Source organism: Acidovorax sp. LjRoot66, assembly GCF_964253305.1.
Lineage (GTDB): Bacteria > Pseudomonadota > Gammaproteobacteria > Burkholderiales > Burkholderiaceae_C > Acidovorax.
In genome coordinates, this window is record NZ_CAXUQU020000001.1 from 1,570,999 (window position 1) to 1,595,001 (window position 24,003).

The window sequence follows — 24,003 nt, forward strand, 5'->3', positions numbered from 1 at the left end:
TGCGGCACACCGGGCTACAGAGTGTATCTGCCTGCCCGATGCACCACGGCGCCCTTTGGCGCGCTACCGCTGCGGGACTGCGGCCTGGCCCGCCTACTGCACGAAGCCGATGCGCCCACGCCCGGCGGCGGCTCGCGGCAGATCGGCCACCTCCACCGTGGAGCGCCGTTCCAGCCGCGCATTGCCGAAACCGGTCATCAGCGCCCGGCGCATCTCGCGCGGTGGCATCGTGGCCAGCAGGTCCAGCACATCGCCCTGCGGCTCGGGGTCGATCAGGCGGCCCCAGTCGTGCCCGGCGCGTATGCCCTGGTAGAGGTTGCGCGCGATGGTGCGCGCCTGCGCCAGCGTGGGCGCTTCCACCTCGAACACGTTCATGCGGTTCAGGATCGGGTCGGGGATGCCCCGCGTGTCGTTGGCCGTGGTAATCCAGATGACCTGGCTCGCGTCGATGGCCACCTCGGCGAACTCGTCGGTGAAGCTCTGCGCCGTGTCGTGCTCGAGCAGGCTGTACAGCGCGCCCAGCGGGTCGTACTGCGCGTCCGACGCGGCCTTGTCGATCTCGTCGACCACGATCACCGGGTTCGCGTATTCGCCCTCCACCAGGGCCTCGAAGACCTTGCCGGGGCGTGCCCCCTTCCACTGGGCCGACGAGCCCGACAGCAGCCAGCCTGCGGTCATGGAACTCATGGGCAGCAGGTTCATGCCCGTGCCCAGCAACTCGGCCAGGTGGCGCGCGAAATGGGTCTTGCCGATGCCCGGGGGGCCCAGCAGCAGCATGGGCGTCACTTCCAGCCCGTCGCAGCTGTCCTGGGCCAGGGCCACATGGCGCTTCACGTCGTCCAGCACGTCCGTGAAGTTGGGCAACTGCTCGTAGAGGCTCACCATGTCGGGCACCCCCGAGGGCTTGACCTGGAAGCGTTCCGGCCCGCGCTCCAGCATGCGCTCGTAGACGGTGCGCAGGGTTTCGTACTCGCGCTGGTTGCCCGACTCCTGCAGCCGCGAGAGCTTGCGCTCGACGTCGCCGGGGTGGAACACATTGCGCATCTGGGCCACCGGCAGGCGCAGGGCGGGTGGTTGGGGAACAAGGCTATGGCTGGTCATCGCATGCTCTCCTTGTGAGTTGCAAAAGCGTCACGTCACACAAGTATTCAAGCACACAACATGCCCGGCCAAGCGCAGGAAAAGCCCTGACAACCGGTTTTGCGCAGCTGTTACCTTCGTTTGTTGCCGCCATGCAAAAGGCCGCCCGAAGGCGGCCTCACCGAAGGTGCCGGTACAGGGCGCAATTACTCGCCGGTGCCCAGCACCTGCTTGAGCTCGCCCGACTCGTACATCTCCATCATGATGTCCGAGCCGCCGATGAACTCGCCCTTGACGTACAGCTGCGGGATGGTGGGCCACTGGCTGTATTCCTTGATGCCCTGGCGGATCTCGTCGTCCTCGAGCACGTTCACCGTGACCACGGACTTGGGGTCCACGCCGCTGGCCTTGAGGATCTGGATCGCGCGGCCTGAAAAACCGCACATGGGGAAGCTGGCGTTGCCCTTCATGAACAGCAGGATGTCGCTGGATTTCACGAGGGCGTCGATGCGTTGCTGGGGGTCGCTCATGGGAATACTCCTTGAAAGGGCTGGCAGGCCTCGGCGACCCGCAATAACCAGATTATTTCACTGTCGGCCATTGTCCGCCGGAGCAGCGTGCGATGCCGGCCAGATCCATGCGGCTTTGCACCTCGCCGAACCCCTCGGCGCGCAGCAGTTCGCACACGGCATGCGCCTGGTCGTGGCCATGCTCCAGCAGCAGCCAACCCCCCGGTGCAAGGTGATTGGGGGATTGCACCACAATGGTGCGTATGTCGTCCAGCCCATCGACGCCGCTGGCCAGGGCCTGCAGCGGCTCGTGGGTCAAGGCGGCCAGATGTGGGTCGGCGGCAGCAATGTAGGGCGGGTTGGAGACGATGGCATCGAAGCGGCCTTCCACGCCCTGCAGCCAGTTGGCCTGTGCAAACTGCACGGGCAGTGCCAGGCGGTGCGCATTGGCCTGCGCCACGGCCAGTGCGTCGGCGCTGGCGTCCACGGCCAGCACGCGCGCGGCCGGGCACTGGTGCTGCAGTGCCAGGGCGATGGCGCCGCTGCCTGTGCCCAGGTCCAGCACGCGGGGGGCGGGCATGGGGGAGATGATCTCCAGGGCCCAGTCCACCAGTGTTTCGGTGTCGGGGCGCGGGTCCAGCACGCGGGCGTCCACTTGCAACGCCAGGCCGTAGAACTCCTTGTGTCCCGTGAGGTAGGCCACCGGCTCGCCCGCCGCGCGGCGCAGGCACAGGGTCTGGTAGCGATCCGAGGCATCCGGTGCGAGCACATCGGTGTCGTGCGCCAACAGCCAGGCGCGGTCGGTGGTGGCGCGGCCCAGCACGTGCAGCAGCAGCAGTTGTGCGTCGATGCGCGCCAAGCCCAGGGTGCGGGCCTGGCCCAGGGCGTCAACCACGGTGGCGGGTGGATTAGCGGTGGTATCCATGGCGGCGAGGGCGGGTGCCGGCCGTCAGGCGGCAGCTCCCATCTCCAGCTCTTCGAGCTGCTCGGCCTCGCGCGCATGCGCCATGGCCTGCAGCACGTCGGCCAGGTCGCCTTCCATCACCAAGAGCAGCTTGTACAGCGTGAGGTTGATGCGATGGTCCGTGAGCCGGCCCTGCGGGAAGTTGTAGGTGCGGATGCGGTCGCTGCGGTCGCCGCTGCCGATCAGGCCCTTGCGCAGCGCGGCCTCCTTGGCGGCGCGCTCGCTGCGCTCCTTTTCCTGGATGCGCGCCTGCAGCACCTGCAGTGCCTTGGCCTTGTTGCTGTGCTGGCTGCGGCCGTCCTGGCATTCGGCCACGATGCCGGTGGGCAAGTGCACCACGCGCACGGCCGAGTCGGTCTTGTTGATGTGCTGCCCGCCGGCGCCGCTGGCGCGGAAGGTGTCGATGCGCAGGTCTGCCGGGTTGAGCTTGATGGCCTCGGTCTCGTCGGGTTCGGGCATCACGGCCACCGTGCAGGCGCTGGTATGGATGCGGCCCTGCGTCTCGGTCGCAGGCACGCGCTGCACGCGGTGGCCGCCGGATTCGAACTTGAGGGTGCCGTAGACGTTGTCGCCTTCGATGCGCAGCACGATTTCCTTGTACCCGCCGAGCTCGGCCGCGTTTTCGCTCACCACCTCGACCTTCCAGCCCACATTGGCCGCGTAGCGCGAGTACATGCGCGTGAGGTCGCCCGCGAACAGGGCCGACTCGTCGCCGCCCGTGCCCGCGCGGATTTCCATGAAGGCATTGCGCGTGTCGTCCGGGTCCCTGGGCAGCAGCAGGCGCTGCAGCTCGTCCTCCAGCTGCAGCAGCTCGGCTTCGGCGCCGGTGACCTCTTCCTGCGCCATCTCTGCCATGTCGGGGTCGGCCAGCATCTCGCGCGCGCCGGCCAGGTCGGCCTCGCGCTGCACGTAGCGCGCATAGCGGCCTGCCACCTGGGTCACCTCGGCGTGCTCGCGCGACAGCAGGCGGTACTGGGCCATGTCGCCCATGATGTCCTCGCGCGAGAGCAGGAAATCGAGCTCGCCCAGGCGCTGGGCATAGCGCTCCAACTGGTTTCTGAGAAATGTCTTCATGCGGTGAAAAATGGGGGAGGGGCTGCGTGTTCGCAGCGGGCGCTGCCCTTGCGGCGGGCAACGTGCCTGGTGGAGCGGAGGGCGCCGCTACAGGCCGCTGTTCTTGCTTTGCGAGCGCAGGAACAGGCGCGAGACGGTCTGTGCCGTCTGGGCGCGCATCTCGGCGTCGCCCGCATGCAGCTCGGCCATGGTGCCGTGCAGCATTTTCTGCGTGATGCCGCGCGACAGGGCTTCCAGCACCGCGTCCACGTCCTCGCCACGGGCCAGCAGCTTCTTGGCGCGCGCGATCTCGGCCGCGCGCCAGCTGTCGGTCTGGGCGTTGAGCTGCCGGATCAGGGGCACCACGCCGCCTTCGGGGTGGCGCTGGTCCATCCAATGCATGAAGCTCTGCACACCGACATCGATGATGGCCTCGGCCTGCTCCACGGCCGCCTGGCGGTTGGCCTGGGCCGTCTGCACCACGCTGGCCAGGTCGTCCACGGTGTACAGGTAGACGTCGCCCAGGGCCTTGACCTCGGGCTCGATGTCACGCGGCACCGCCAGGTCGACCATGAACATGGGGCGGTGGCGGCGCTTCTTGAGCGCGCGCTCCACGGCTCCGAGGCCGATGATGGGCAGGCTGCTGGCCGTGCAGCTGATCACCGCGTCGAACTCGTGCAGCCGCTCGGGCAGGTCGGCCAGGCGCATGACCTCGCCGCCAAAGCGCGTGGCGAGCTTTTCGCCGCGCTCCAGCGTGCGGTTGGCAATCGCGATCTGCTTGGGGTTCTTGGCCGCGAAGTGGGTGGCGCACAGTTCGATCATTTCGCCCGCGCCCACAAAGAGCACGCGGATCTTGCCCAGGTCTTCGAACAGCTGGCCCGCCAGGCGCACGGCGGCAGCCGCCATGCTGATGCTGTGCGCGCCGATCTCGGTGGAGGTGCGCACTTCCTTGGCCACGGCAAAGCTGCGCTGGAACAGCTGGTTCAGGGTGGTGCCCAGGGCGCCGGCGGTCTCGGCGGCGCGCACGGCGTCCTTCATCTGGCCCAGGATCTGGGCTTCGCCCAGCACCATGGAGTCAAGGCCGCTGGCCACGCGGAAGGCATGGCGCGCCACCAGGCTGTCTTCGAGCGAATAGGAGTGCGAGCGCAGCAGCGCCGGGCTCACGCCGCCGCTTTGCGCCAGCCAGCCCAGGGTATGGTCGATGGCCGCCTGCTCGCCCGCACAATAGATTTCGGTGCGGTTGCAAGTGGAAATGATCGCGGTTTCCACTCCGGGGTGGCGGCTTTCCTGGCCCAGCGACTGGCGCAGGCCGTGCAGCGTCGGGGCGATCTGGTCGAGCGCGAACGCGAACCTGCCGCGCAAATCGAGGGGCGCGGTGGTGTGGTTGATGCCGAGGGCCCAGACTGCCATAGACGCTGATTATAAAATTGTTGGCACATCCCGGTACATCTGCCTGGGAAAGCCTTGATCTGGGTCAATTGCCATGGGTCCTCTGGACACGCTCAACCACCTGCTGAATTTCCTCGCGCCCGCTGCCGCCATGGCCGTGCTGATGGTGCTGGGCGCGCGCCTGTTGGGCTGGAAATCCAACGCATACCGCGCCACATGGGCCCAGGCTGCTATCCAATTCGCAGTGGGCAGCGCCGTGCTGCTGGCCGGCCTGGTGCTGCTGGGCCGCGACGGCAAGATGGCGACCTATGCCGCGCTGGTGCTGGCCTGCGCTACCTGCCAGTGGGTGCTGGGCAAAAGCTGGAAGGGCTGAGCCCCTTTTCGCGCAGGCCGATCAGGCCTGTGCGACCGGCGCCAGCGGCGTATCTCCCCCTTGGGCACGGGTTCCATGCGTGATGGCCGTTGTAGCGGGTGGTGACAGCGCCAGGCCCGCATCGCGCAGGCTGTCCAGGATGGAGAACAGCAGGTCGCTGCGCACCCCGCCCGCATTGCGCGGGTTGCTCACGTAGCCGATCGCCAGAAAGGTCAGCGTGCCGTTCAGGATGCCTTCGAGCTGCACGATGGGCTCGGGGTCGGCCATGATCCCTTCGTGGGCCGTGAAGGCCGCCAGAATCACCTCGCGCATGCGCTGGGCATCGGTATCGAGCGGTGCCGGCAAGCGCAGCAGCACGCGCCCGGGGGCGCCGGTGAGCGTCATGTTGCGCACGGTCTTGGTGATGAACTCGGAGTTGGGCACGATCACGGTGGAGCGGTCGCCGAGCTGGATCTCGGTGGCGCGCACGTTCACGCGGCGCACATCGCCCTCGGTCTCGCCCAGCACCACCCAGTCGCCCACGCGCACCGGCCGCTCGGCCAGCAGGATCAGGCCCGAGATGAAATTCTGCACGATGGCCTGCAGCCCGAAGCCGATACCCACCGAAAGGGCGCTGGCCACCCAGGCGATGCGCTCCACGCTGATGCCCAGGCCCGCCAGCGCCACCGCGACCACTGCCACACCGCCCACATAGCCCAGCAGGGTGACGATGGAGCTACGCATGCCCGGCTCCAGCGAAGTGTTCGGAAAGAACTGGTCGCTGAGCCAGCGCTTCAAGATGCGGATCATCACGAAGCCGGCGCAGGCGATCGCCAGTGCCGTCAGCAGGGCCTGCGGCGCCAGCGTGACGCTGCCCACCTGCAGGGTCTGGTTCACGCTGCCACCGCGGCGGAACACTTCGTCCGGTGCCGTGCCCAGCGGGGCCAGCAGGGCAATCACCATGTAGAACAGCAGCACCACGCGCAGCGCACCCGAGGCCACCACGGCGCTCTGGTCCAGCAGCTTGCCGTCGATGCCCAGGCCCTTGTGCAGGCGCTGGCCGAAGCCTCCGCGCGAGGACAGCACGGCCTGCGCCAGGTCTTCCACCAGCTCGAACAGGAGGTAGGTGGTGGCGAACACCACCCCGGTCCAGACCATCTGGCCGGCCAGCATGTGGGCCAGGGCCACAAAGCCCAGCACCAGCAGCAGCAAGATGGCGCAGGCCGTGGCGGCTGCCGCTGCCACCAGCAGGCCCACCCAGATAGGCCGGGGCGTGGTCGGCGGCTCCTGCGCAGGGATTTCGGTGGCCGGCGCGTCTCCGGTGGCCGGCTGCGCAGCCGCCGGCGCGCGCAGGTGGCGCAGGGCGCACAGGATGACCAGCGCCATCAGCAGGGCCGACAGGGTGTGCGCTGACACCTCGGCCGACAGGCTGGCGCCCACCACGCGGTTGACCTCGATGATGAGCCCGCCCAGCAGGGCCGTGAACGCCATCCACCAGGGGTAAGGGGCCAGGCGCGTGGCCAGTTCGTCCGACAGGGCCGTGAGTCGCCAGGAGCTGCGCTTGCGCGAGATCAGTGCATGGCCCAGCGCGATCATGAAGGCGGCAAACACCACCAGTTGCATGGTGGCCCGCTCAAGCGCCTGCAGGCGCGGGCCCAGGTCGCCGTCTACCGTGAGGCTGCTCCACGCCAGTTGTGCCGCCAGCCCGAGCAGCAGGGTGTGCACCACCACCGAGGCGAAGGCCAGCAGCGAGCGGCGCAGCCGGCCCTGCGGCAGGCGCGCCGGGGCCAGGCGCAGCAGCAGGCGTTCTGCCAGCCAGGTGCCGGCTATGGCCACGAAGAGCGCCATGGCCAGGCTCACAGCAAAACCTGTGCGGTGCCGGGGCTCCCAGGCTTTTTCCACCGCCTCCTGCATTTCGTAGCCCAGGGACTGCAGGCGCATCCAGTCGCTGGGGAACGAGCTGCGCACATTGCGCCAGAAGGTGCCGGTCAGCGGCGAGTCGATGCGTGTCGTCAGCGCCGTCTGGAACAGCTCGCGCCGCTGGCGGATGATGTCGGCGCTGCGCTGCTCGGCATCCACCGCGATCAGCCGCGCCAGCTTGAGTTCGGAGTCGATGCCGCTGCGCTCCTTGGTCAGCGCGCTGCGCTGCTGCGCCACGTCCGGTGCCTCGGCCGATGCGCCCTTGTCCGGCGCGGGGCCCAGGCCCGCGAGCCGGGAGTCCACATCCGCCAGCGCCTCGGCGCGCCGCGCGGCCACCTGGTTCGCGGCCGTACCGATGGCCGAGACATCGCTGAGCCATTGGCGGTAGTCGTCGTCCTCGCCGATCTTGGCGGGGATGGCATCGAAGCGCTCGCGCAGCGCGTCCACGCTGGGCAGTTCGGGTTTTTCGCCGGCGGCGCTGCTGGCCGCGGCGGCGGGTGCCGTGGCTCCGCGGCCCTGGGCCCAAGTGGACGGCAGGGCGAACGGTCCGATCAGCAGTGCCAGGAGGACGGCCTGCCGCAGGCCGGGCAGGCTGCTGGCGCGCCAGGGCGCAAGAAGGGAAGCCGTGCAGGCCGCAAGGCGGTCACGGAAGCGGTGCAATGTCATGCGTGCATTGTGGCGCGCCCACTGCACCGCTTGTGAGAGAGTGTGTTCCAGCCGCTGCAAGGCCGGAGCACCTGTTCATGCGGATTTGCCTTCAACCGTCTAACTTCGTTGGTCCGCCTTGCCGTGCTACAGCACTGTCTGCGGCTTCCCGCCTAGTTATACGATTGCATGCAAATCCGTATCAGCCCGCGGGGCTGAACAGATCGACCCGGTCGGTGATGATGCCGTCCGTGCCCAGAGCGATCAGACGCTGCGCGGCCCAGGGGTCGTTCACGGTGTAGCTCAGCGTGCGCATGCCCTGGCCATGCACGGTGGCCACCAGCGCGGCATCCCACAGCGCGTGGTTGCAGACGATGGCCACGCAGCCCAGGCCGTGGGCTTCGTCCACGAAGCCCTGGCGGTGCACGTCGACCAGCAGCGCGCGCGGCAGATGCGGTGCCGTGGCGCGCGCGCCCGCCAGCGCGGCCGGCTGAAAGGACGACAGCAGCGGCGGCACCGCCTGGCCCTGCCACAGGCGGGCGGTGGTCTCGGCCACCACGCGGCCGGTGGTCTCTTCCAGCCCGGGCGTGGGCTTGATCTCGATGTTCAGCAAGTAGGCATTCGCGATGCAGTAGCGCGCCAGGGCCTCCAGCGTGGGCAGGGGCTCACCCGCATGGGCGCGCGAATGCCAGCCACCCGCGTCGAGCTGGGACAGGGCGCTCCAGTCCAGGTCGCCGCCGGTGCCCTGGCCATTGGTCGTGCGCTGCAGCGTGGCGTCGTGCATCAGGAAGGGCACGCCGTCGCGGCTGAGCTTGGCGTCGCATTCGAACATGCGGTAGCCATGCTGGGCCCCGAGGCGAAACGCTGCCAGGGTGTTCTCGGGCGCGAGCTTGCCCGCGCCGCGGTGCGCGATCCAGCGCGGGTAGGGCCAGGCAGTGGCCAGGCCGACCTCGGTTTGCGCGTCACTCATGCAGTTCAGTCCGGAATGCGCTTGCCCGTGGTGGCGTCGAAGGCGTGCAGGCGGTCAGCGCGCGGCACGACGTGGATGACCGCGTTGGGTGCCGGCGAATGCGTGCCTTCTTCCACGCGCACGATGAGCTGCTCGCCGTGTACGCGGCCGTAGATCAGGCGCTCGGCGCCCAGCAGTTCCACGGTTTCCACCGTGACTTCCCAGCCCTCGCTGCGCACGTCCAGGTGTTCGGGGCGGATGCCCAGAATGGTGCCGGGCTTGCCGCTCGGCGCATTCTTGAGCAGGTTCATCGGCGGCGAGCCGATGAAGCTGGCCACGAAGGTCGAGGCGGGCGTGTGGTAGACCTCTTCGGGCGTGCCGAACTGCTCCATGTTGCCGGCGTTCATCACGATCATGCGCTCGGCCAGCGTCATGGCTTCGACCTGGTCGTGGGTTACGAACAGGCTGGTGATGCCCAGCTCGCGGTGCAGCTTCTGGATCTCCAGGCGCGTCTGGGCGCGCAGCTTGGCGTCCAGGTTGGACAGCGGCTCGTCGAACAGGAACACCTGGGGCTGGCGCACGATGGCGCGGCCCATGGCCACGCGCTGGCGCTGGCCGCCCGAGAGTTCGCGCGGCTTGCGTTCGAGCAGGTGACCGAGCTCCAGGATCTTGGCGGCCTTGTCCACGCGCGCCTTGATCTCATCCTTGGGCACCTTGGCGATCTTCAGGCCATAGGCCATGTTCTCGAAGTTCGTCATGTGCGGGTAGAGCGCATAGTTCTGGAACACCATGGCGATGTCGCGCTGGGCCGGTTCCAGGTCGTTCACCACGCGGTCGCCGATGCGCAGCTCGCCGCCGGAGATTTCTTCGAGGCCCGCCACCATGCGCAGCAGGGTGGATTTGCCGCAGCCCGACGGGCCGACGATGACGACGAACTCGCCGTCCTTGACCTCGGCGTTCACGCCATGGATGACCTGGTTGGCCTTGGGGCCGGTGCCGTAGCGCTTGACGATATTGCGAAGGGAGATGGATGCCATAACAACTTTGGGATCTGGGTTGTGTCTGGGCGGCACGGGTGGGTGGCCGCCACGGTCATTGGGTTGCGGGGTGGTCGCCTTACTTTTCGGTATCGACCAGGCCCTTGACGAACCAGCGCTGCATGAACACCACCACCAGCGCGGGCGGCAGCATGGCCAGCAGGGCCGTGGCCATCACGATGTTCCATTCGTTGCCGGTATCACCGCCGGCGATCATGCGCTTGATGCCGATCACCACGGGGTACATGTCTTCCGAGGTGGTCACCAGCAGCGGCCACAGGTACTGGTTCCAGCCGTAGATGAACTGGATCACGAACAGCGCGGCGATCGAGGTGCGCGACAGCGGCACCAGGATGTCCTTGAAGAAGCGCATGGGGCCGGCGCCGTCCACGCGGGCGGCCTCCACCAGCTCGTCCGGCACCGTGAGGAAGAACTGGCGGAACAGGAAGGTGGCCGTGGCCGAGGCGATCAGCGGCACGGTCAGGCCCGCATAGCTGTTGAGCATGCCCAGGTTGGACACCACCTGGTAGGTGGGCCCGATGCGCACTTCCACCGGCAGCATCAGCGTGATGAAGATCAGCCAGAAGCAGATGCCCTTGAAGGGAAAGCGGAAGTACACGATGGCGAAGGCCGACAGCAGCGAGATCGCGATCTTGCCCACGGTGATCACGATGGCGGTGACGAAGCTCACCCACATCATGCGCGCCACAGGCGCGGTGGAGCCAGCGCCCGCGCCGCCGCCGAACAGCGTGTCGTGGTAGGTCTGCCAGAAATTGCTGCCGGGCAGCAGGGGCATGGGGGCCTGCACGATGTCCTGGGCCGTGTGCGTGGAGGCCACGAACGCCAGGTACAGCGGGAAGCCGACGATGATCACCCCCAGCACCATGATCAGGTGCGAGAAGAGTTTCAGGTAAGGACTGCGTTCAACCATCTCAATACTGCACTTTCTTTTCCACGTAGCGGAACTGGATCACCGTCAGGGTCACCACGATGAACATCAGCACCACCGACTGCGCAGCCGAGCCGCCCATGTCCATGGCCTTGAAGCCGTCGTAATACACCTTGTAGACCAGGATCGAGGTGTCACGGCCCGGGCCGCCCTGGGTGGTCGAGTCCACGATGGCGAAGGTATCGAAGAAGGCGTAGACCACGTTGATCACCAGCAGGAAGAACGTGGTGGGCGAGAGCAGCGGGAACTGGATGCTCCAGAACCGGCGCCAGGGGCCGGCCCCATCGATGGCAGCGGCTTCGATCAGCGACTTGGGGATGGACTGCAGGCCCGCCAGGAAGAACAGGAAGTTGTAGGAGATCTGCTTCCACACGGCTGCCACCACGATCAGCGCCATGGCGTGGTCGGAGTTGAGCATGTGGTTCCAGTTGAAGCCCGACTGGCGCAGCATGTACGACACCACGCCAAGCGAGGGCGAGAACATGAACATCCACAGCACGCCGGCCACGGCCGGGGCCACGGCGTAGGGCAGCAGCAGCGCGGTCTTGTACGCCAGGGCACCCTTCACGATACGGTCCGCAAAGATGGCCAGGATCAGCGACAGGCTGATGCCGCTGACCGCCACCAGAATGGAGAAAAACGCCGTGGTCTTGAACGAGGCGAGGTAGCCCTCGTCCTGGAACAGGCTCTTGAAGTTGTCGAAGCCCACCCACTCGTTGGAGAAGCCGAAGGTGTCCTGCACCTGGAACGACTGCACCAGGGCCTGGCCCGCAGGCCAGAAGAAGAAGACGCTGATGATGACCAACTGGGGCGCCAGAAGCACCCACGGCAGCCACGCAGAGCGGAAGAGAACGCGTTTTTCCATGTCCAGACTCTCAAAAAGACAACCCGCCACCCAGCAAACCGGGTCGGTTTGCGAGGGGGGCGGGCTTTCGGCAGCGCCCCGGCCGGTGTGCCGGGGCTGCTGCCATGAGCGCTCGGGGAGCGCTTACTTGTTGGCGCGTGCGAAGCGCACCAGTTGCTCGTTACCGCGGGTGGTTGCGGTGTCCAGGGCTTCCTTGGGGGACTTCTTGCCGGACCAGATCTGTTCGGTTTCCTCGTCGATGATGGTGCGGATCTGCACGAAATTGCCCAAACGGATGCCGCGCGACTTGTCGGTGGCCTTGCGGATCATCTGCGTCACGGCCACGTCGGTGCCTGGGTTCTTTTCATAGAAACCGGAGGCTTCGGTCAGCTTGTAGGCCGCCGTGGTCACGGGCAGGTAGCCCGTGCGTTGGTGGCTGGCGGCCTGCACCTTGGTGTCGTTCAGGAAGTTCAGGAAGTCAGCAACGCCCTTGTACTCCTCGGCCTTCTTGCCGGACATCACCCACAGGCTGGCACCGCCGATGGCGGTGTTCTGGGGCGCGCCCTTCACGTCGTCGTAGTAGGGCAGGGGAGCGATGCCATAGGCGAACTTGGCTTCCTTGGCCACGCGGGCGTACAGGCCCGACGAACCGGTGATCATGGCGCACTCACCCGATGGGAAGGATGCGTCTGGCGCGTTGGCACGGCCCTTGTAGACGAAGCTGCCGTCCTTGGATGCCTTGGCCAGATTCTCGAAGTGGCGCACATGCAGCGGCGTGTTGATCTGCAACTGGGCGTCGTTGCCGTCAAAACCGTTGTTCTTGGACGCGAACAGCGTGTTGTGCCACAGCGAGAAGCTTTCCAGCTGTGTCCAGCTGATCCAGCTGGTGGTGAAGGGGCAGCTGTGGCCGCTGGCCTTGAGCTTGGAGGCGGCAGCGAACACTTCGGGCCAGGTCTTGGGCGGCTTGTCGGCGTCCAGGCCCGCCTTCTTGAAGGCGTCCTTGTTGTAGTAGAAGATGGTGGTGGAGCTGTTGAGCGGGTAGCTCAGCATCTGGCCGTTGGGCGCCGTGTAGTAGCCGGCCACGGCCGACACGTACTGGGTAGGGTCGAACTTGAAGCCGCCGTCGTTGAGCACCTTGGCCGCCGGCACGATGGCGCCCTTGCTTGCCATCATGGTGGCGGTGCCCACTTCGAACACCTGGATGATGTGGGGGGCATTGCCTGCGCGGAAGGCCGCAACCGCACCGGTCATCGACTCGTCATACGTGCCCTTGTACGTGGGGACGACCTTGTACTTGGTCTGGCTGGCGTTGTACTGCTTGGCCAGGTCGTTCACCCAGTCACCCAGGGCGGCGCTCATCGAGTGCCACCACTGGATTTCTACTTGTTGGGCCTGCGCGGGCGCACAGACGGACAGGGCGATGGCAGCAGACAGTGCCAGGTGCTTGAGTTGCATGGATGGTTCCTTCCGAGGATGGCGAAATGCACAAAGGGCGGATGCTAGGCACCCCTTGTGACAGTGATGTGTCGTTGTCGCACAGCACTGTAGTGGTCACAACTGGGGAAATCCCCTTGCACAGGGTGCAATGTGTCCAATTGTGACGCTTTTGTGACAGCATTTTGCCATTCACGGAGCCCTGCAAGGTTTTGTGCATTGCACCATCCTTGGTGCATAGTTGGTGCATGCGCTGCACACATCCGGTGCGCGGCTGCATGCGCTGACCTGTTCCGATTTCATACGCAACCACCAACTGCCATGGCCAACAACTCTCTGGACAAGAACAAGATCAAATTCCTGCTGCTCGAAGGCATCCACCCATCTGCGGTGGACGTGCTGCGCTCCGCAGGCTACACCCAGATCGAAACCGTCTCCGGCGCCCTGTCCGACGAGGAGTTGAAGGCCAAGATCGCCGACGTGCACTTTCTGGGCATCCGCTCGCGCACGCAGCTGACCGAGGAAGTCTTTGCCAAGGCCAGCAAGCTTGTGGCCGTGGGGTGCTTTTGCATAGGCACCAACCAGGTGGACCTCGATGCGGCGCGCGAGCGCGGCATCGCCGTGTTCAACGCCCCGTATTCCAACACCCGCTCCGTGGCCGAGCTGGTGCTGGCCGAGGCCATCCTGCTCTTGCGCGGCGTGCCCGAGAAGAACGCCGTGGCGCACCGTGGCGGCTGGCTCAAGTCGGCCGACAACGCCTACGAGATCCGCGGCAAGACCCTGGGCATCGTCGGCTACGGCTCCATCGGCACGCAACTGTCGGTGCTGGCCGAGGCCCTGGGCATGCACGTGGCCTTCTTCGACGTAGTCAACAAGCTGCCCCTGGGCAATGCGCGCCAGGTGCACAAGCTGCACGACCTGCTGGCACAAAGCGACATCGTGACCCTGCACGTGCCTGAGCTGCCCTCCACGCAATGGATGATCGGCGCCGCCGAGATCGCCGCCATGAAGCAGGGCGGCATCCTGATCAACGCCGCGCGCGGCACGGTGGTCGAGATCGAGCCCCTGGCCGAGGCGCTCAAGTCGCGCAAGCTGCTGGGCGCCGCCATCGACGTCTTCCCCGTCGAGCCGCGCACCAACAAGGACGAGTTCCTGTCGCCCCTGCGCGGGCTGGACAACGTGATCCTCACCCCGCACGTGGGGGGCTCCACCATGGAGGCCCAGGCCAATATCGGCCTCGAAGTGGCCGAAAAGCTGGTGAAGTACAGCGACAACGGTACCAGCACCTCTTCGGTCAACTTCCCCGAGGTGGCGCTGCCCGCCCACCCTGGCAAGCACCGCCTGCTGCACATCCACCGCAACGTGCCGGGCGTGCTGTCCGAGATCAACCGCATCTTCTCGGACAACCAGATCAACATCTCGGCCCAGTACCTGCAGACCAACGAGAAGGTCGGCTACGTGGTGATCGACATTGATGCCGCCTCGTCCGACCTGGCGCTGGACAAGCTGGCCGGCGTCACCGGCACGCTGCGCAGCCGGGTGCTGTTCTGAACGGCGCCTGAGCGGGTGCGCGGGGTGGGGCAGGGGCCTGCCCTGCGCCCGCCGGGCCTCTGGCGTAAAATCACGCCCCCGAGGCTCATGGGCGCGCAGCGCCCACCCCAGGTAGACCCCCATGAATGTTCCGATAGCGTTGGCTGCCTTGCAGACGCAGGCCGCCGAGCCTGTGCGTCTGCGCGAGATCCCCTATAACTACACCTCGTTCTCCGACCGGGAGATCGTGATCCGCCTGCTGGGGTCCCCGGCCTGGGAGGTTCTCGATCAACTGCGCAAGGAACGGCGCACCGGGCGATCCGCCCGCATGCTCTACGAGGTGCTGGGCGACATCTGGGTGGTGCAGCGCAACCCCTACCTGCAGGACGACCTGCTGGACAACCCCGGCCGGCGCAAGCAGCTGGTGGAGGCCCTGCAGCACCGCCTGGCCGAGATCGACAAGCGCCGCACCCCGGGCGACGACGCCGGGCGTGACCGCCTGGTGGGCGAGCTGGTGCAGGCCGCAGGCAAGGCCGTGGCCGCGTTCAACGCCACCTTCGTGCAGGCCACCGAGCTGCGCCGGCGCATCCAGCGCACGCTGGGGCGCCTGACGGCCAAGGACAACATCAAGTTCGACGGTCTCTCGCGCGTGAGCCACGTGACCGACGCCACCGACTGGCGCGTCGAATACCCGTTCGTGGTGCTGGTACCCGACACCGAGGTCGAGATGGCCCTGCTGGTCAAGGGTTGCATCGAGCTGGGCTTGACCATCATCCCGCGCGGGGGCGGCACCGGCTACACCGGCGGCGCCATCCCGCTGACCTGGAAGAGCGTGGTCATCAACACCGAGAAGCTCGAAGCCATGACCGAGGTGGAAATGCGCCGCCTGCCGGGCATGGACAGCGAGGTGGGAACCGTCTGGACCGAGGCCGGCGTGGTCACCCAGCGCGTGGCCGATGCGGCCGAGCGCGCGGGCTTTGTCTTCGCAGTGGACCCGACCAGCGCCGAGGCTTCGTGCATCGGCGGCAACATCGCCATGAACGCCGGCGGCAAGAAGGCCGTGCTCTGGGGTACTGCCCTGGACAACCTGGCCAGCTGGCGCATGGTGACGCCCGAGGCCCAGTGGCTCGAAGTGACCCGCATGGACCACAACATGGGCAAGATCCATGACGTGGAGACCGCCACCTTCGAGCTGCAGTATTTCGAGGCCGACGGCAAGACGCCGGTGCGCACCGAGCGCCTGGCCATTCCGGGCAAGACCTTCCGAAAGGAAGGCCTGGGCAAGGACGTGACGGACAAGTTCCTCTCGGGCCTGCCCGGTATCCAGAAAGAGGGTTGCGACGGCCTGATCACCAGCGCGCGCTGGGTGGTGCACCGCATGCCCGAGCACACGCGCACCGTGTGCATGGAGTTCTTCGGCAACGCCAAGGATGCGGTGCCCAGCATCGTCGAGATCAAGGACTACATGTTCGCCGAGCAAAAGCGCTCCGGCGTGCTGCTGGCCGGCCTGGAACACCTGGACGACCGCTACCTCAAGGCCGTGGGCTACGCCACCAAGAGCAAGAAGGGCAACGGTGGTTTGCCCAAGATGGTGCTGATCGGCGACATCGCGGGCGACAACGCCGACGAGGTGGCGCGCGTGACCAGCGAGGTGGTGCGCATCGCCAACTCGCGCAATGGCGAGGGCTTCATCGCCATCAGCCCCGAGGCGCGCAAGAAATTCTGGCTCGACCGCAAGCGCACTGCGGCCATCAGCCGCCACACCAACGCCTTCAAGATCAACGAGGACGTGGTGATTCCGCTGCCGCGCATGGCCGAGTACACCGATGGCATCGAGCGCATCAACATCGAGCTGTCGCTGCGCAACAAGATCAAGCTGTGCGATGCGTTCACCGACTTCTTCGAGCGCGGCAACCTGCCCCTCGGAAAGCAGGACGACGCCAACGAGATCCCCTCGGCCGAACTGCTTGAGGACCGCGTGGCCCAGGCCATCGCCCTGGTGGCCGAGGTGCGTACGCTGTGGGCCACCTGGCTGCAGAACGTGGACAGCCTGTTTCCCCAATTGCAGGACCACACCCTGCGCGCGAGCTGGAAGACCCAGTTGCGCGCCCCGCTCTCGGGCATCTTCGCGGGCGCGGCTTTCAAGCCCATCCTCGACGAGGCCACGGCCATCCACAAGCGCGTGCTCAAGGGCCGCGTCTGGGTGGCCCTGCACATGCATGCCGGTGACGGCAATGTGCACACCAACCTGCCGGTCAACAGCGACGACTACGAGATGCTGCAGACTGCGCACCGCGCGGTGGAGCGCATCATGGTGCTGGCGCGCAGCCTGGACGGCGTGATCTCGGGCGAGCATGGCATCGGCATCACCAAGCTCGAATTTCTGACCGACGAGGAGCTGCGCCCCTTCGCCGAGTACAAGCAGCGCGTGGACCCCGAGGGCCGCTTCAACAAGGGCAAGCTGCTGCGCGATGCCGCGCCGGTGCTGGCCATGGACGCCACCCCCGGCGGCCAGGCGCGCGACCCGGCGCTGCTGCACGCCGACCTGACCAACGCCTACACGCCGAGCTTCGGCCTCATGGGGCACGAGTCGCTGATCATGCAGCAGAGCGACATCGGCGCGATTGCCGATTCCGTCAAGGACTGCCTGCGCTGCGGCAAGTGCAAGCCCGTGTGCGCCACGCACGTGCCGCGCGCCAACCTGCTGTACAGCCCGCGCAACAAGATCCTGGCCACCTCGCTGCTGGTCGAGGCCTTCCTCTACGAGGAGCAGACCCGCCGCGGCGTGAGCATCAAGCACTGGCAGGAGTTCGAGGACGTGGCCGACCACTGCACGGTGTGCCACAAGTGCGAGAGCCCCTGCCCGGTGAAGATCGACTTCGGCGACGTCACCATGAACATGCGCAACCTGCTGCGCAAGATGGGCAAGAAGACCTTCCGCCCCGGCAACGCGCTGGCGATGACCATGCTCAACGCCACCAACCCCGAGACCATCAAGTTCATGCGTTCGGCCATGGTCGGCGTGGGCTTCAAGGCGCAGCGCATGGCCGTCGAGCTGCTGCGCAAGGTGGGCCGCAGGCAGACCGCCAAGCCACCGGCCACCGTGGGCACCGCGCCGGTCAAGGAGCAGGTGGTCCACTTCATCAACAAGAAGCTGCCCGGCGGCCTGCCCAAGCGCACCGCGCGTGCGCTGCTGGACATCGAGGACAAGGACTACGTCCCCATCATCCGCAACCCGAAGGCCACCACGGCCGAGGCCGAGGCGGTGTTCTACTTCCCTGGCTGCGGCTCCGAGCGCCTGTTCAGCCAGGTGGGCCTGGCCACGCAGGCCATGCTCTGGCATGCGGGCGTGCAGACCGTGCTGCCCCCGGGCTACCTGTGCTGCGGCTACCCGCAGCGCGGCAGCGGCCAGTTCGACAAGGCCGAGAAGATGATCACCGACAACCGGGTGCTCTTCCACCGCGTGGCCAACACGCTGAACTACCTCGATATCAAGACCGTGGTGGTCAGCTGCGGCACCTGCTACGACCAGCTGCAGGGCTACGAGTTCGACAAGATCTTCCCGGGCAGCCGCATCATCGACATCCACGAGTACCTGCTGGAAAAGGGCATCACCCTGCAGGGCAAGGGCGCCTACCTCTACCACGAGCCCTGCCACAACCCCATGAAGCAGCAGGACGCCCTGAAGACCGTGAAGGCGTTGGTGGGCGAGCAGGTGCTCAAGAGCGAGCGCTGCTGCGGTGAATCGGGCACGCTGGGCGTGACGCGCCCCGACATCTCCACCCAGGTGCGCTTTCGCAAGGAAGAAGAGATCAAGAAGGGCGAGGCCACCCTGCGTGCCAGCGGCGCCGTGGGCGAGAAGGACAACGTGAAGATACTCACCAGCTGCCCGAGCTGCCTGCAGGGCCTGAACCGCTACCAGGACGACCTGAGCAACGGCCTGCTCGAAGCCGACTACATCGTGGTCGAGATGGCACGCGAGATCCTGGGCGAGAACTGGATGCCCGAGTACGTCGAACGCGCCAACCAGGGTGGCATCGAGCGGGTTCTGGTATGAGCCAGGGGATTTGCCCCCTGTGCGCCGCCGATGGCGGCACACTGGTCTGGCGCGGCACGCGCGTGCGTGTGATTCGCGCGGAAGAAGCCGGCTTTCCGGCCTTCTACCGCGTGGTGTGGAATGCCCATGTGGCCGAGTTCTCCGATCTGCCGGCCGCTGACCGCATGCACTGCATGGAGGCCGTCACGGCCGTGGAGCAGGCATTGCGCCAGCACCTGGCGCCCACCAAGGTCAATCTGGCGGCCCTGGGCAACATGGTGCCGCACCTGCACTGGCACGTGATCGCCCGCTTTGCCTGGGACAGCCATTTCCCGGCGCCGGTGTGGGCTGCGGCCCAGCGGCCCGGCCCAGCGGATGAGGAAGCCGCGCTGCGTGCGCGCCTGCCGGCGGCCGAGGCCGCCATGGTGGCGGCGCTGCAGGCACTGCAGTAACCGCGCAGCCCAGCGGGTTGCACGCTGTGCAGCCTGCGGGTGGGACAATGCAGGCCGGCCTGGCGGTCGTCGCCAAGGCCGTTTTTCACAGGTGGATATCCATGGCAGGTTTGAAAGCGGGTTCGCCCACGCCCCAGGCGCTCACGGTGCATGGCAAGTCGCGGGTGCTCGAAGTGGTGTTCTCGGACGGCGCGGCATTCCGCATCCCCTTCGAGCTGATGCGCGTGTACTCGCGTTCGGCCGAGGTGAAGGGCCACGGGCCCGGCCAGGAGGTGCTGCAGACCGGCAAGCGCGACGTGGCCCTCGAAGGCCTGGAGCCCATCGGCAACTACGCCGTCAAACCCATCTTCTCGGACGGGCATGACACGGGCATCTTCACCTGGGAATACCTGTACGAGCTGGGCCAGCAGGAGGCCGCGCTGTGGGCACAGTACGAAAGTCGGCTGGCCGATGCCGGGGTGGACCGCGATGCGCCCATGGCCCCCAAGGGCCACGAGCACGGCGGCAGCGCCTGCAGCAGCCACTGACCTTGTCAGGGCGTGGCCAGTGTGGCCCGCGCGCACCACTGTCGCGCCAGAAACCCTGGCTTGCCTGCTCTGCTTAAGATAGCGAACCCGGTACGCATGGACAGGCTTCGCCTGCCTTTTGATGTTGCCGTCTTCAAAACCCTTGCGGCAGATGCCCCGTTTCAGTGCGGGGTTGTCGCTGTACCTTGGGCGCCCACGCGCCTAGCATGAATCCCATGAGCACCACCCATTTCGGTTTCCAGTCCGTCGACGAGCAGGAAAAAGCGCGCCACGTGCGCGGTGTGTTCGATTCCGTCGCCTCCAAGTACGACGTCATGAACGACCTCATGTCGGCGGGCCTGCACCGCGCCTGGAAGGCCTACACCGTGATGGTGGCCAACCTGCGCGAGGGCAGCCAGGTGCTGGACATTGCGGGCGGCACGGGCGACCTGGCCCTGGCGTTTTCGAAGAAGGTCGGCAGCACCGGCCGCGTGGTGCACACCGACATCAACGAGGCCATGCTGCGCACCGGGCGCGACCGCCTGATCGACGCGGGCGTGGTGCTGCCCACCCTGGTCTGCGATGCCGAAAAGCTGCCGTTTCCCGATACCCAGTTCGACGTGGTGAGCGTGGCGTTTGGTTTGCGCAACATGACGCACAAGGATGTTGCGCTCAAGGAAATGTGCCGCGTGCTCAAGCCCGGCGGCAAGCTCCTGGTGCTCGAATTCTCCAAGGTGGCCAAGCCGCTCACCAAGGCCTACGACTGGTACTCCTTCAAGGTGCTGCCGCAACTGGGCAAGCTGGTGGCTGGCGATGACTCGAGCTACCGCTACCTGGCCGAGTCCATTCGCATGCACCCGGGCCAGGAAGAGCTCAAAAGCCTCATGCAGCAAACTGGCTTTGGGCATGTGGACTATCACAACATGACTGGCGGCATAGTGGCCTTGCATGTTGGAATCAAGTGCTGAGCAGCAAAGTTCAGCCGTATACAAGATGGAGATGACATGATGAAACTGTGGTCTGTGGTTCTGGTGGCAATGCTGGCGTTCGCGCATGCGGATGCCGACGCCCGTCGCCTGGGTGGCGGCAACTCCGTGGGCAAGCAGTCCAGCAACGTGACGCAGCGCGAATCTGCGGCACCCGGCGGCCCCGCGCAAAACGCCAACAGTGCGGCCAGGCCAGCCGCGCCCGCTGCCGCGCCTGCCGCTGCAGCCCCCAAGAAGCCCTGGGGTGCCATGCTCGGTGGCCTGGCTGCGGGCCTGGGCCTGGCCTGGCTGGCCAGCTCGCTGGGCCTGGGTGCAGGCTTTGGCAACATCCTGATGATCCTGCTGCTGGCCGTCGCGGCCTTCGCCATCTTCAAGATGGTCATGCGCTCGCGCAACGGTGCTGGCAACCAGGGTGGTGCAGCGGCTGGTGGTTCGCCCTTCGCCTTCCAGGGTGCCGGTGCAGCCACGCCGGCTGCGGCCCAGGTGCCTGCGCAGTACAGCCCCAACAATGTCGGCAACGATGCATCGGCCCGTCCCTGGGAGCGCAACAGCATGGCCTTTGATGCAGCACGCGCCCAAGCCGGCGCCACCGGCGCGGGCACGGTGATCGGCTCCGGACTGACCGGCGCTGCAGCAGGTGCGGCCGGCTCGGCTTTGTCGGGTTCGCAGAACTGGGGTGTGCCCGAGGGCTTCGATACGCCCGGTTTCCTGGCTGCAGCCAAGCGCAACTTCGTGACCTTGCAGGCCGCGTGGGACCGCTCGGACATCACCACCCTGCGCTCCATGATGACCGATAGCATGCTCGAGGAGATCCGCTCGCAGCTGGCCGAGCGCGAGACGCACCGCGGTGCCGAGCCCAACCACACCGACGTGGTGATGATCGACGCGCAACTGCTGGGCATTGAGGAGCTGGACGATGGCTACATGGCCAGCGTGGAGTTCTCGGGCATGATCCGCGAAGAGCCCTCGGCAGGCCCGAGCCCCTTCCGCGAAGTGTGGAACATGACCAAGTCCCGCAGTGGCGCCAGCGGCTGGCTCGTGGCCGGCGTGCAGGCCCTGCAGTGAGCACGGCTTTGTAAATCACCCCGGATCGGTCCAAAACCCATGTTTTGGGCCGAGTTCAGGGAATAATCGGGGACTATGGCAACACAGTCCCCTTTTTCGTTCCTGGATGGCCTCTTTGAACGGCTGGCCGCCGGCCCGCAACCGCCGCAATGGCTCGTGCACGAGGTGCAGCAGCGGCTGGTGCTGTTCCTGAACCATGTGCTCATGCAGGAGAAGGAAGCCATGGACCGCCTGGTGCGCCAGCGCGGGCGCGTGGCACGCGTGCAGTGGCGCGCGTTCTCCATGGCGCTGGTGATCACGCCGGCCGGCCTGCTGAACCTGGCCGCCGAAGGCGCCACGCCCGACCTGCAGCTCGAAGTGACCGAGACCTCGCCCCTGGCGCTGGCCCAGGTGGCGCTGCGCGGCGACAAGCCCGCCATCCGCATCGAGGGCGACGTGCAGCTGGCGGCCGAGATCAACTGGCTGGTGGACAACGTGCGCTGGGACCTGGAGGAGGACCTCTCGCGCGTGGTGGGTGATGCGCCTGCGCACACCATCAGCGAAGTGGCCCGCAAGGCCGCGCAGGCGCTGCGCCAGTTCGTGGGCTCGCGCGTGCCCCCAGCCGATGGCAGCGCCACCGCCGCCCCGTACCCGGCGCCTGCGGCCCATGTGCCCCCAGCCCCGGCAGGCAGCAGCAACAGCCCTGGCGCTGACCGGACCGGTCCATGAAGCGTTTTCTCCGGGGTGTGGCCATCCTCTGGGTGGTGTTCCGCTATGGGCTGGACGGGCTGGTGCTCGACAGTTTCCAGAAGCCGTGGCTGCGCCTGGTGTCCCGCGTCGTCTCCATCGGGCGCAACCTGGATGCCCCGCGTGGCCAGCGCCTGCGCGAGGCGCTGGAGCGCCTGGGCCCCATCTTCGTCAAGTTCGGCCAGGTACTGTCCACCCGCCGCGACCTGCTGCCGGCGGACATCGCCGACGAGCTGGCGCTGCTGCAAGACCGCGTGCCGCCGTTCCATTCCGACATCGCCATTGCCACCATCGAGCGCGCCTTCCGCCGCCCGGTGGACGAGGTCTTCACCTTTTTCGACCGCACACCGGTGGCCAGTGCCTCCATCGCCCAGGTGCACTTTGCCACGCTGCGCGACCGCCACGGCATCGAACGCGAAGTGGCTGTGAAGGTGCTGCGCCCGGGCATGCTGCCGGTGATCGAAAAAGATCTGGCGCTGATGCGCATGATGGCCGGCTGGGTGGAGAGCCTCTCTGCCGACGGCAAGCGCCTGAAGCCCCGCGAGGTGGTCGCCGAGTTTGACAATTACCTGCACGACGAGCTGGACCTGGTGCGCGAAGCGGCCAATGCGGCGCAGCTGCGGCGCAACATGTCGGGCCTGGACCTGGTGTTGATCCCCGAGATCTTCTGGGACTTCTGCCACGCCGAGGTGATGGTGATGCAGCGCATGAACGGCGTGCCTATCAACCAGATCGAGCGGCTGCGCGATGCGGGGGTGGACATCCCCAAGCTGGCGCGCGACGGCGTCACCATCTTCTTCACCCAGGTGTTCCGCGACGGCTTCTTCCACGCCGACATGCACCCGGGCAACATCCAGGTGAGCCTGGATGCGGCCACCTTCGGGCGCTACATCTCTCTGGACTTCGGCATCGTGGGCACGCTCACCGAGTTCGACAAGGAGTACCTGGCGCAGAACTTCACGGCCTTCTTCCGGCGCGACTACAAGCGTGTGGCCGAGCTGCACATCGAGAGCGGCTGGGTGCCGCCGGACACACGGGTGAACGACCTCGAATCGGCGATCCGCACCGTCTGCGAGCCGTACTTCGACCGGCCGCTCAAGGAGATTTCACTGGGCATGGTGCTGATGCGACTGTTCCAGACCTCGCGCCGCTTTCACGTCGAAATCCAGCCGCAGCTGGTGCTGCTGCAAAAGACGCTGCTCAACATCGAGGGCCTGGGCCGCCAGCTCGACCCGGAACTGGACCTGTGGAGCACCGCCAAGCCCTTTCTTGAAAAATGGATGCTCGACCAGATGGGGCCGCAGCGCCTGTGGCGCGAAATCCAGGCCGAGGGCCCGCACTTTGCCAAAATGCTGCCCGAGCTGCCGCGCCTGCTGCACGACTATTTGCGCCACAAGCCCCAGAACCATCGGCGTGAACTGCTGGAGCTGATGGCGGAGCAAAAGCGCACCAACCGCCTGCTGCACGCCATCATCTACACGGGCGCGGGCTTCGTGCTGGGCCTGCTGGCCCTGGTGCTGGTACAGCAGTTGCAAGTGCTTTTCCGCTTCCGGATTTTTTAGGTTCCACTTCCCCCA

The 24,003-nt window shown here is 66.6% G+C and carries 20 protein-coding genes; 9 read left to right on the top strand and 11 right to left on the bottom strand.

Annotated elements, in window-relative coordinates:
- Nucleotides 1-93: 93 nt before the first annotated feature.
- The 5 genes from ACSQ3Y_RS07310 to hemA form a co-directional block, all read right to left on the bottom strand.
- Nucleotides 94-1,101 carry an AAA family ATPase gene (locus ACSQ3Y_RS07310; RefSeq protein WP_057204957.1) on the bottom strand — a complete coding sequence of 336 codons (1,008 nt, stop codon included), beginning with the start codon at nucleotides 1,099-1,101 and terminating at the stop codon, nucleotides 94-96.
- 185 nt (nucleotides 1,102-1,286) lie between these two features.
- Nucleotides 1,287-1,610: a Grx4 family monothiol glutaredoxin gene (grxD, locus tag ACSQ3Y_RS07315; protein WP_057204954.1), complete on the bottom strand. Its 324-nt coding sequence runs from the start codon at nucleotides 1,608-1,610 to the stop codon at nucleotides 1,287-1,289.
- A gap of 52 nt (nucleotides 1,611-1,662) precedes the next feature.
- Entirely contained in the window at nucleotides 1,663-2,514 is an 852-nt protein-coding gene (gene prmC, locus ACSQ3Y_RS07320; protein ID WP_057265130.1) for a peptide chain release factor N(5)-glutamine methyltransferase, read from the bottom strand.
- A 24-nt stretch (nucleotides 2,515-2,538) separates the two neighbouring features.
- On the bottom strand, nucleotides 2,539-3,627 hold the full coding sequence (gene prfA, locus ACSQ3Y_RS07325) for a peptide chain release factor 1 (RefSeq protein WP_057265128.1): 1,089 nt from the start codon (nucleotides 3,625-3,627) through the stop codon (nucleotides 2,539-2,541).
- An 87-nt stretch (nucleotides 3,628-3,714) separates the two neighbouring features.
- Nucleotides 3,715-5,016, bottom strand: coding sequence for a glutamyl-tRNA reductase (gene hemA, locus ACSQ3Y_RS07330; RefSeq protein WP_436176854.1), 1,302 nt, complete (start codon nucleotides 5,014-5,016; stop codon nucleotides 3,715-3,717).
- 73 nt (nucleotides 5,017-5,089) lie between these two features.
- Between hemA and ACSQ3Y_RS07335 the strand changes: the two genes are divergently transcribed.
- Complete coding sequence (locus ACSQ3Y_RS07335) at nucleotides 5,090-5,368, top strand: hypothetical protein (protein ID WP_436176855.1); 279 nt, start codon at nucleotides 5,090-5,092, stop codon at nucleotides 5,366-5,368.
- A gap of 21 nt (nucleotides 5,369-5,389) precedes the next feature.
- Here the strand turns inward: ACSQ3Y_RS07335 and ACSQ3Y_RS07340 are convergent, their stop codons facing one another.
- The 6 genes from ACSQ3Y_RS07340 to ugpB form a co-directional block, all read right to left on the bottom strand.
- Nucleotides 5,390-7,933: a DUF3772 domain-containing protein gene (locus ACSQ3Y_RS07340; protein ID WP_436176856.1), complete on the bottom strand. Its 2,544-nt coding sequence runs from the start codon at nucleotides 7,931-7,933 to the stop codon at nucleotides 5,390-5,392.
- Between the two features lie 181 nt (nucleotides 7,934-8,114).
- Nucleotides 8,115-8,882, bottom strand: a complete 768-nt coding sequence (ugpQ, locus tag ACSQ3Y_RS07345; protein ID WP_436176857.1) for a glycerophosphodiester phosphodiesterase — start codon at nucleotides 8,880-8,882, stop codon at nucleotides 8,115-8,117.
- A gap of 5 nt (nucleotides 8,883-8,887) precedes the next feature.
- The gene (ugpC, locus tag ACSQ3Y_RS07350) at nucleotides 8,888-9,898 is read right to left on the bottom strand and encodes a sn-glycerol-3-phosphate ABC transporter ATP-binding protein UgpC (protein ID WP_305741975.1); all 1,011 of its coding nucleotides are present in this window, start codon (nucleotides 9,896-9,898) and stop codon (nucleotides 8,888-8,890) included.
- Between the two features lie 79 nt (nucleotides 9,899-9,977).
- Complete coding sequence (gene ugpE, locus ACSQ3Y_RS07355; RefSeq protein ID WP_057265119.1) at nucleotides 9,978-10,829, bottom strand: sn-glycerol-3-phosphate ABC transporter permease UgpE; 852 nt, start codon at nucleotides 10,827-10,829, stop codon at nucleotides 9,978-9,980.
- Nucleotide 10,830: 1 nt separating this feature from the next.
- Nucleotides 10,831-11,712 carry a sn-glycerol-3-phosphate ABC transporter permease UgpA gene (ugpA, locus tag ACSQ3Y_RS07360; protein ID WP_428002392.1) on the bottom strand — a complete coding sequence of 294 codons (882 nt, stop codon included), beginning with the start codon at nucleotides 11,710-11,712 and terminating at the stop codon, nucleotides 10,831-10,833.
- A 123-nt stretch (nucleotides 11,713-11,835) separates the two neighbouring features.
- The gene (ugpB, locus tag ACSQ3Y_RS07365; protein WP_436176858.1) at nucleotides 11,836-13,146 is read right to left on the bottom strand and encodes a sn-glycerol-3-phosphate ABC transporter substrate-binding protein UgpB; all 1,311 of its coding nucleotides are present in this window, start codon (nucleotides 13,144-13,146) and stop codon (nucleotides 11,836-11,838) included.
- A gap of 300 nt (nucleotides 13,147-13,446) precedes the next feature.
- Here ugpB and serA point away from each other — a divergent pair, with 300 nt between their 5' ends.
- From serA to ubiB, 8 genes are all read left to right on the top strand, one after another.
- Nucleotides 13,447-14,676, top strand: a complete 1,230-nt coding sequence (gene serA, locus ACSQ3Y_RS07370) for a phosphoglycerate dehydrogenase (RefSeq protein ID WP_436176859.1) — start codon at nucleotides 13,447-13,449, stop codon at nucleotides 14,674-14,676.
- Between the two features lie 121 nt (nucleotides 14,677-14,797).
- Entirely contained in the window at nucleotides 14,798-18,712 is a 3,915-nt protein-coding gene (locus tag ACSQ3Y_RS07375) for a DUF3683 domain-containing protein (RefSeq protein ID WP_057204920.1), read from the top strand.
- On the top strand, nucleotides 18,709-19,143 hold the full coding sequence (locus ACSQ3Y_RS07380) for an HIT family protein (protein ID WP_057204917.1): 435 nt from the start codon (nucleotides 18,709-18,711) through the stop codon (nucleotides 19,141-19,143). Before ACSQ3Y_RS07375 ends, ACSQ3Y_RS07380 begins: the two co-directional genes overlap by 4 nt.
- 101 nt (nucleotides 19,144-19,244) lie before the next feature.
- Nucleotides 19,245-19,670 (top strand): gamma-butyrobetaine hydroxylase-like domain-containing protein, encoded by a 426-nt coding sequence (locus ACSQ3Y_RS07385; protein WP_436176860.1) that lies wholly within the window; start codon nucleotides 19,245-19,247, stop codon nucleotides 19,668-19,670.
- Nucleotides 19,671-19,885: 215 nt separating this feature from the next.
- The gene (gene ubiE / locus ACSQ3Y_RS07390) at nucleotides 19,886-20,617 is read left to right on the top strand and encodes a bifunctional demethylmenaquinone methyltransferase/2-methoxy-6-polyprenyl-1,4-benzoquinol methylase UbiE (RefSeq protein ID WP_057204914.1); all 732 of its coding nucleotides are present in this window, start codon (nucleotides 19,886-19,888) and stop codon (nucleotides 20,615-20,617) included.
- A 36-nt stretch (nucleotides 20,618-20,653) separates the two neighbouring features.
- Nucleotides 20,654-21,700 (top strand): Tim44 domain-containing protein, encoded by a 1,047-nt coding sequence (locus ACSQ3Y_RS07395; RefSeq protein ID WP_057204912.1) that lies wholly within the window; start codon nucleotides 20,654-20,656, stop codon nucleotides 21,698-21,700.
- Nucleotides 21,701-21,775: 75 nt separating this feature from the next.
- Nucleotides 21,776-22,408 carry a ubiquinone biosynthesis accessory factor UbiJ gene (locus tag ACSQ3Y_RS07400; RefSeq protein WP_057204909.1) on the top strand — a complete coding sequence of 211 codons (633 nt, stop codon included), beginning with the start codon at nucleotides 21,776-21,778 and terminating at the stop codon, nucleotides 22,406-22,408.
- Nucleotides 22,405-23,988, top strand: coding sequence for a ubiquinone biosynthesis regulatory protein kinase UbiB (gene ubiB / locus ACSQ3Y_RS07405; RefSeq protein ID WP_436176861.1), 1,584 nt, complete (start codon nucleotides 22,405-22,407; stop codon nucleotides 23,986-23,988). Before ACSQ3Y_RS07400 ends, ubiB begins: the two co-directional genes overlap by 4 nt.
- Nucleotides 23,989-24,003: the final 15 nt, after the last annotated feature.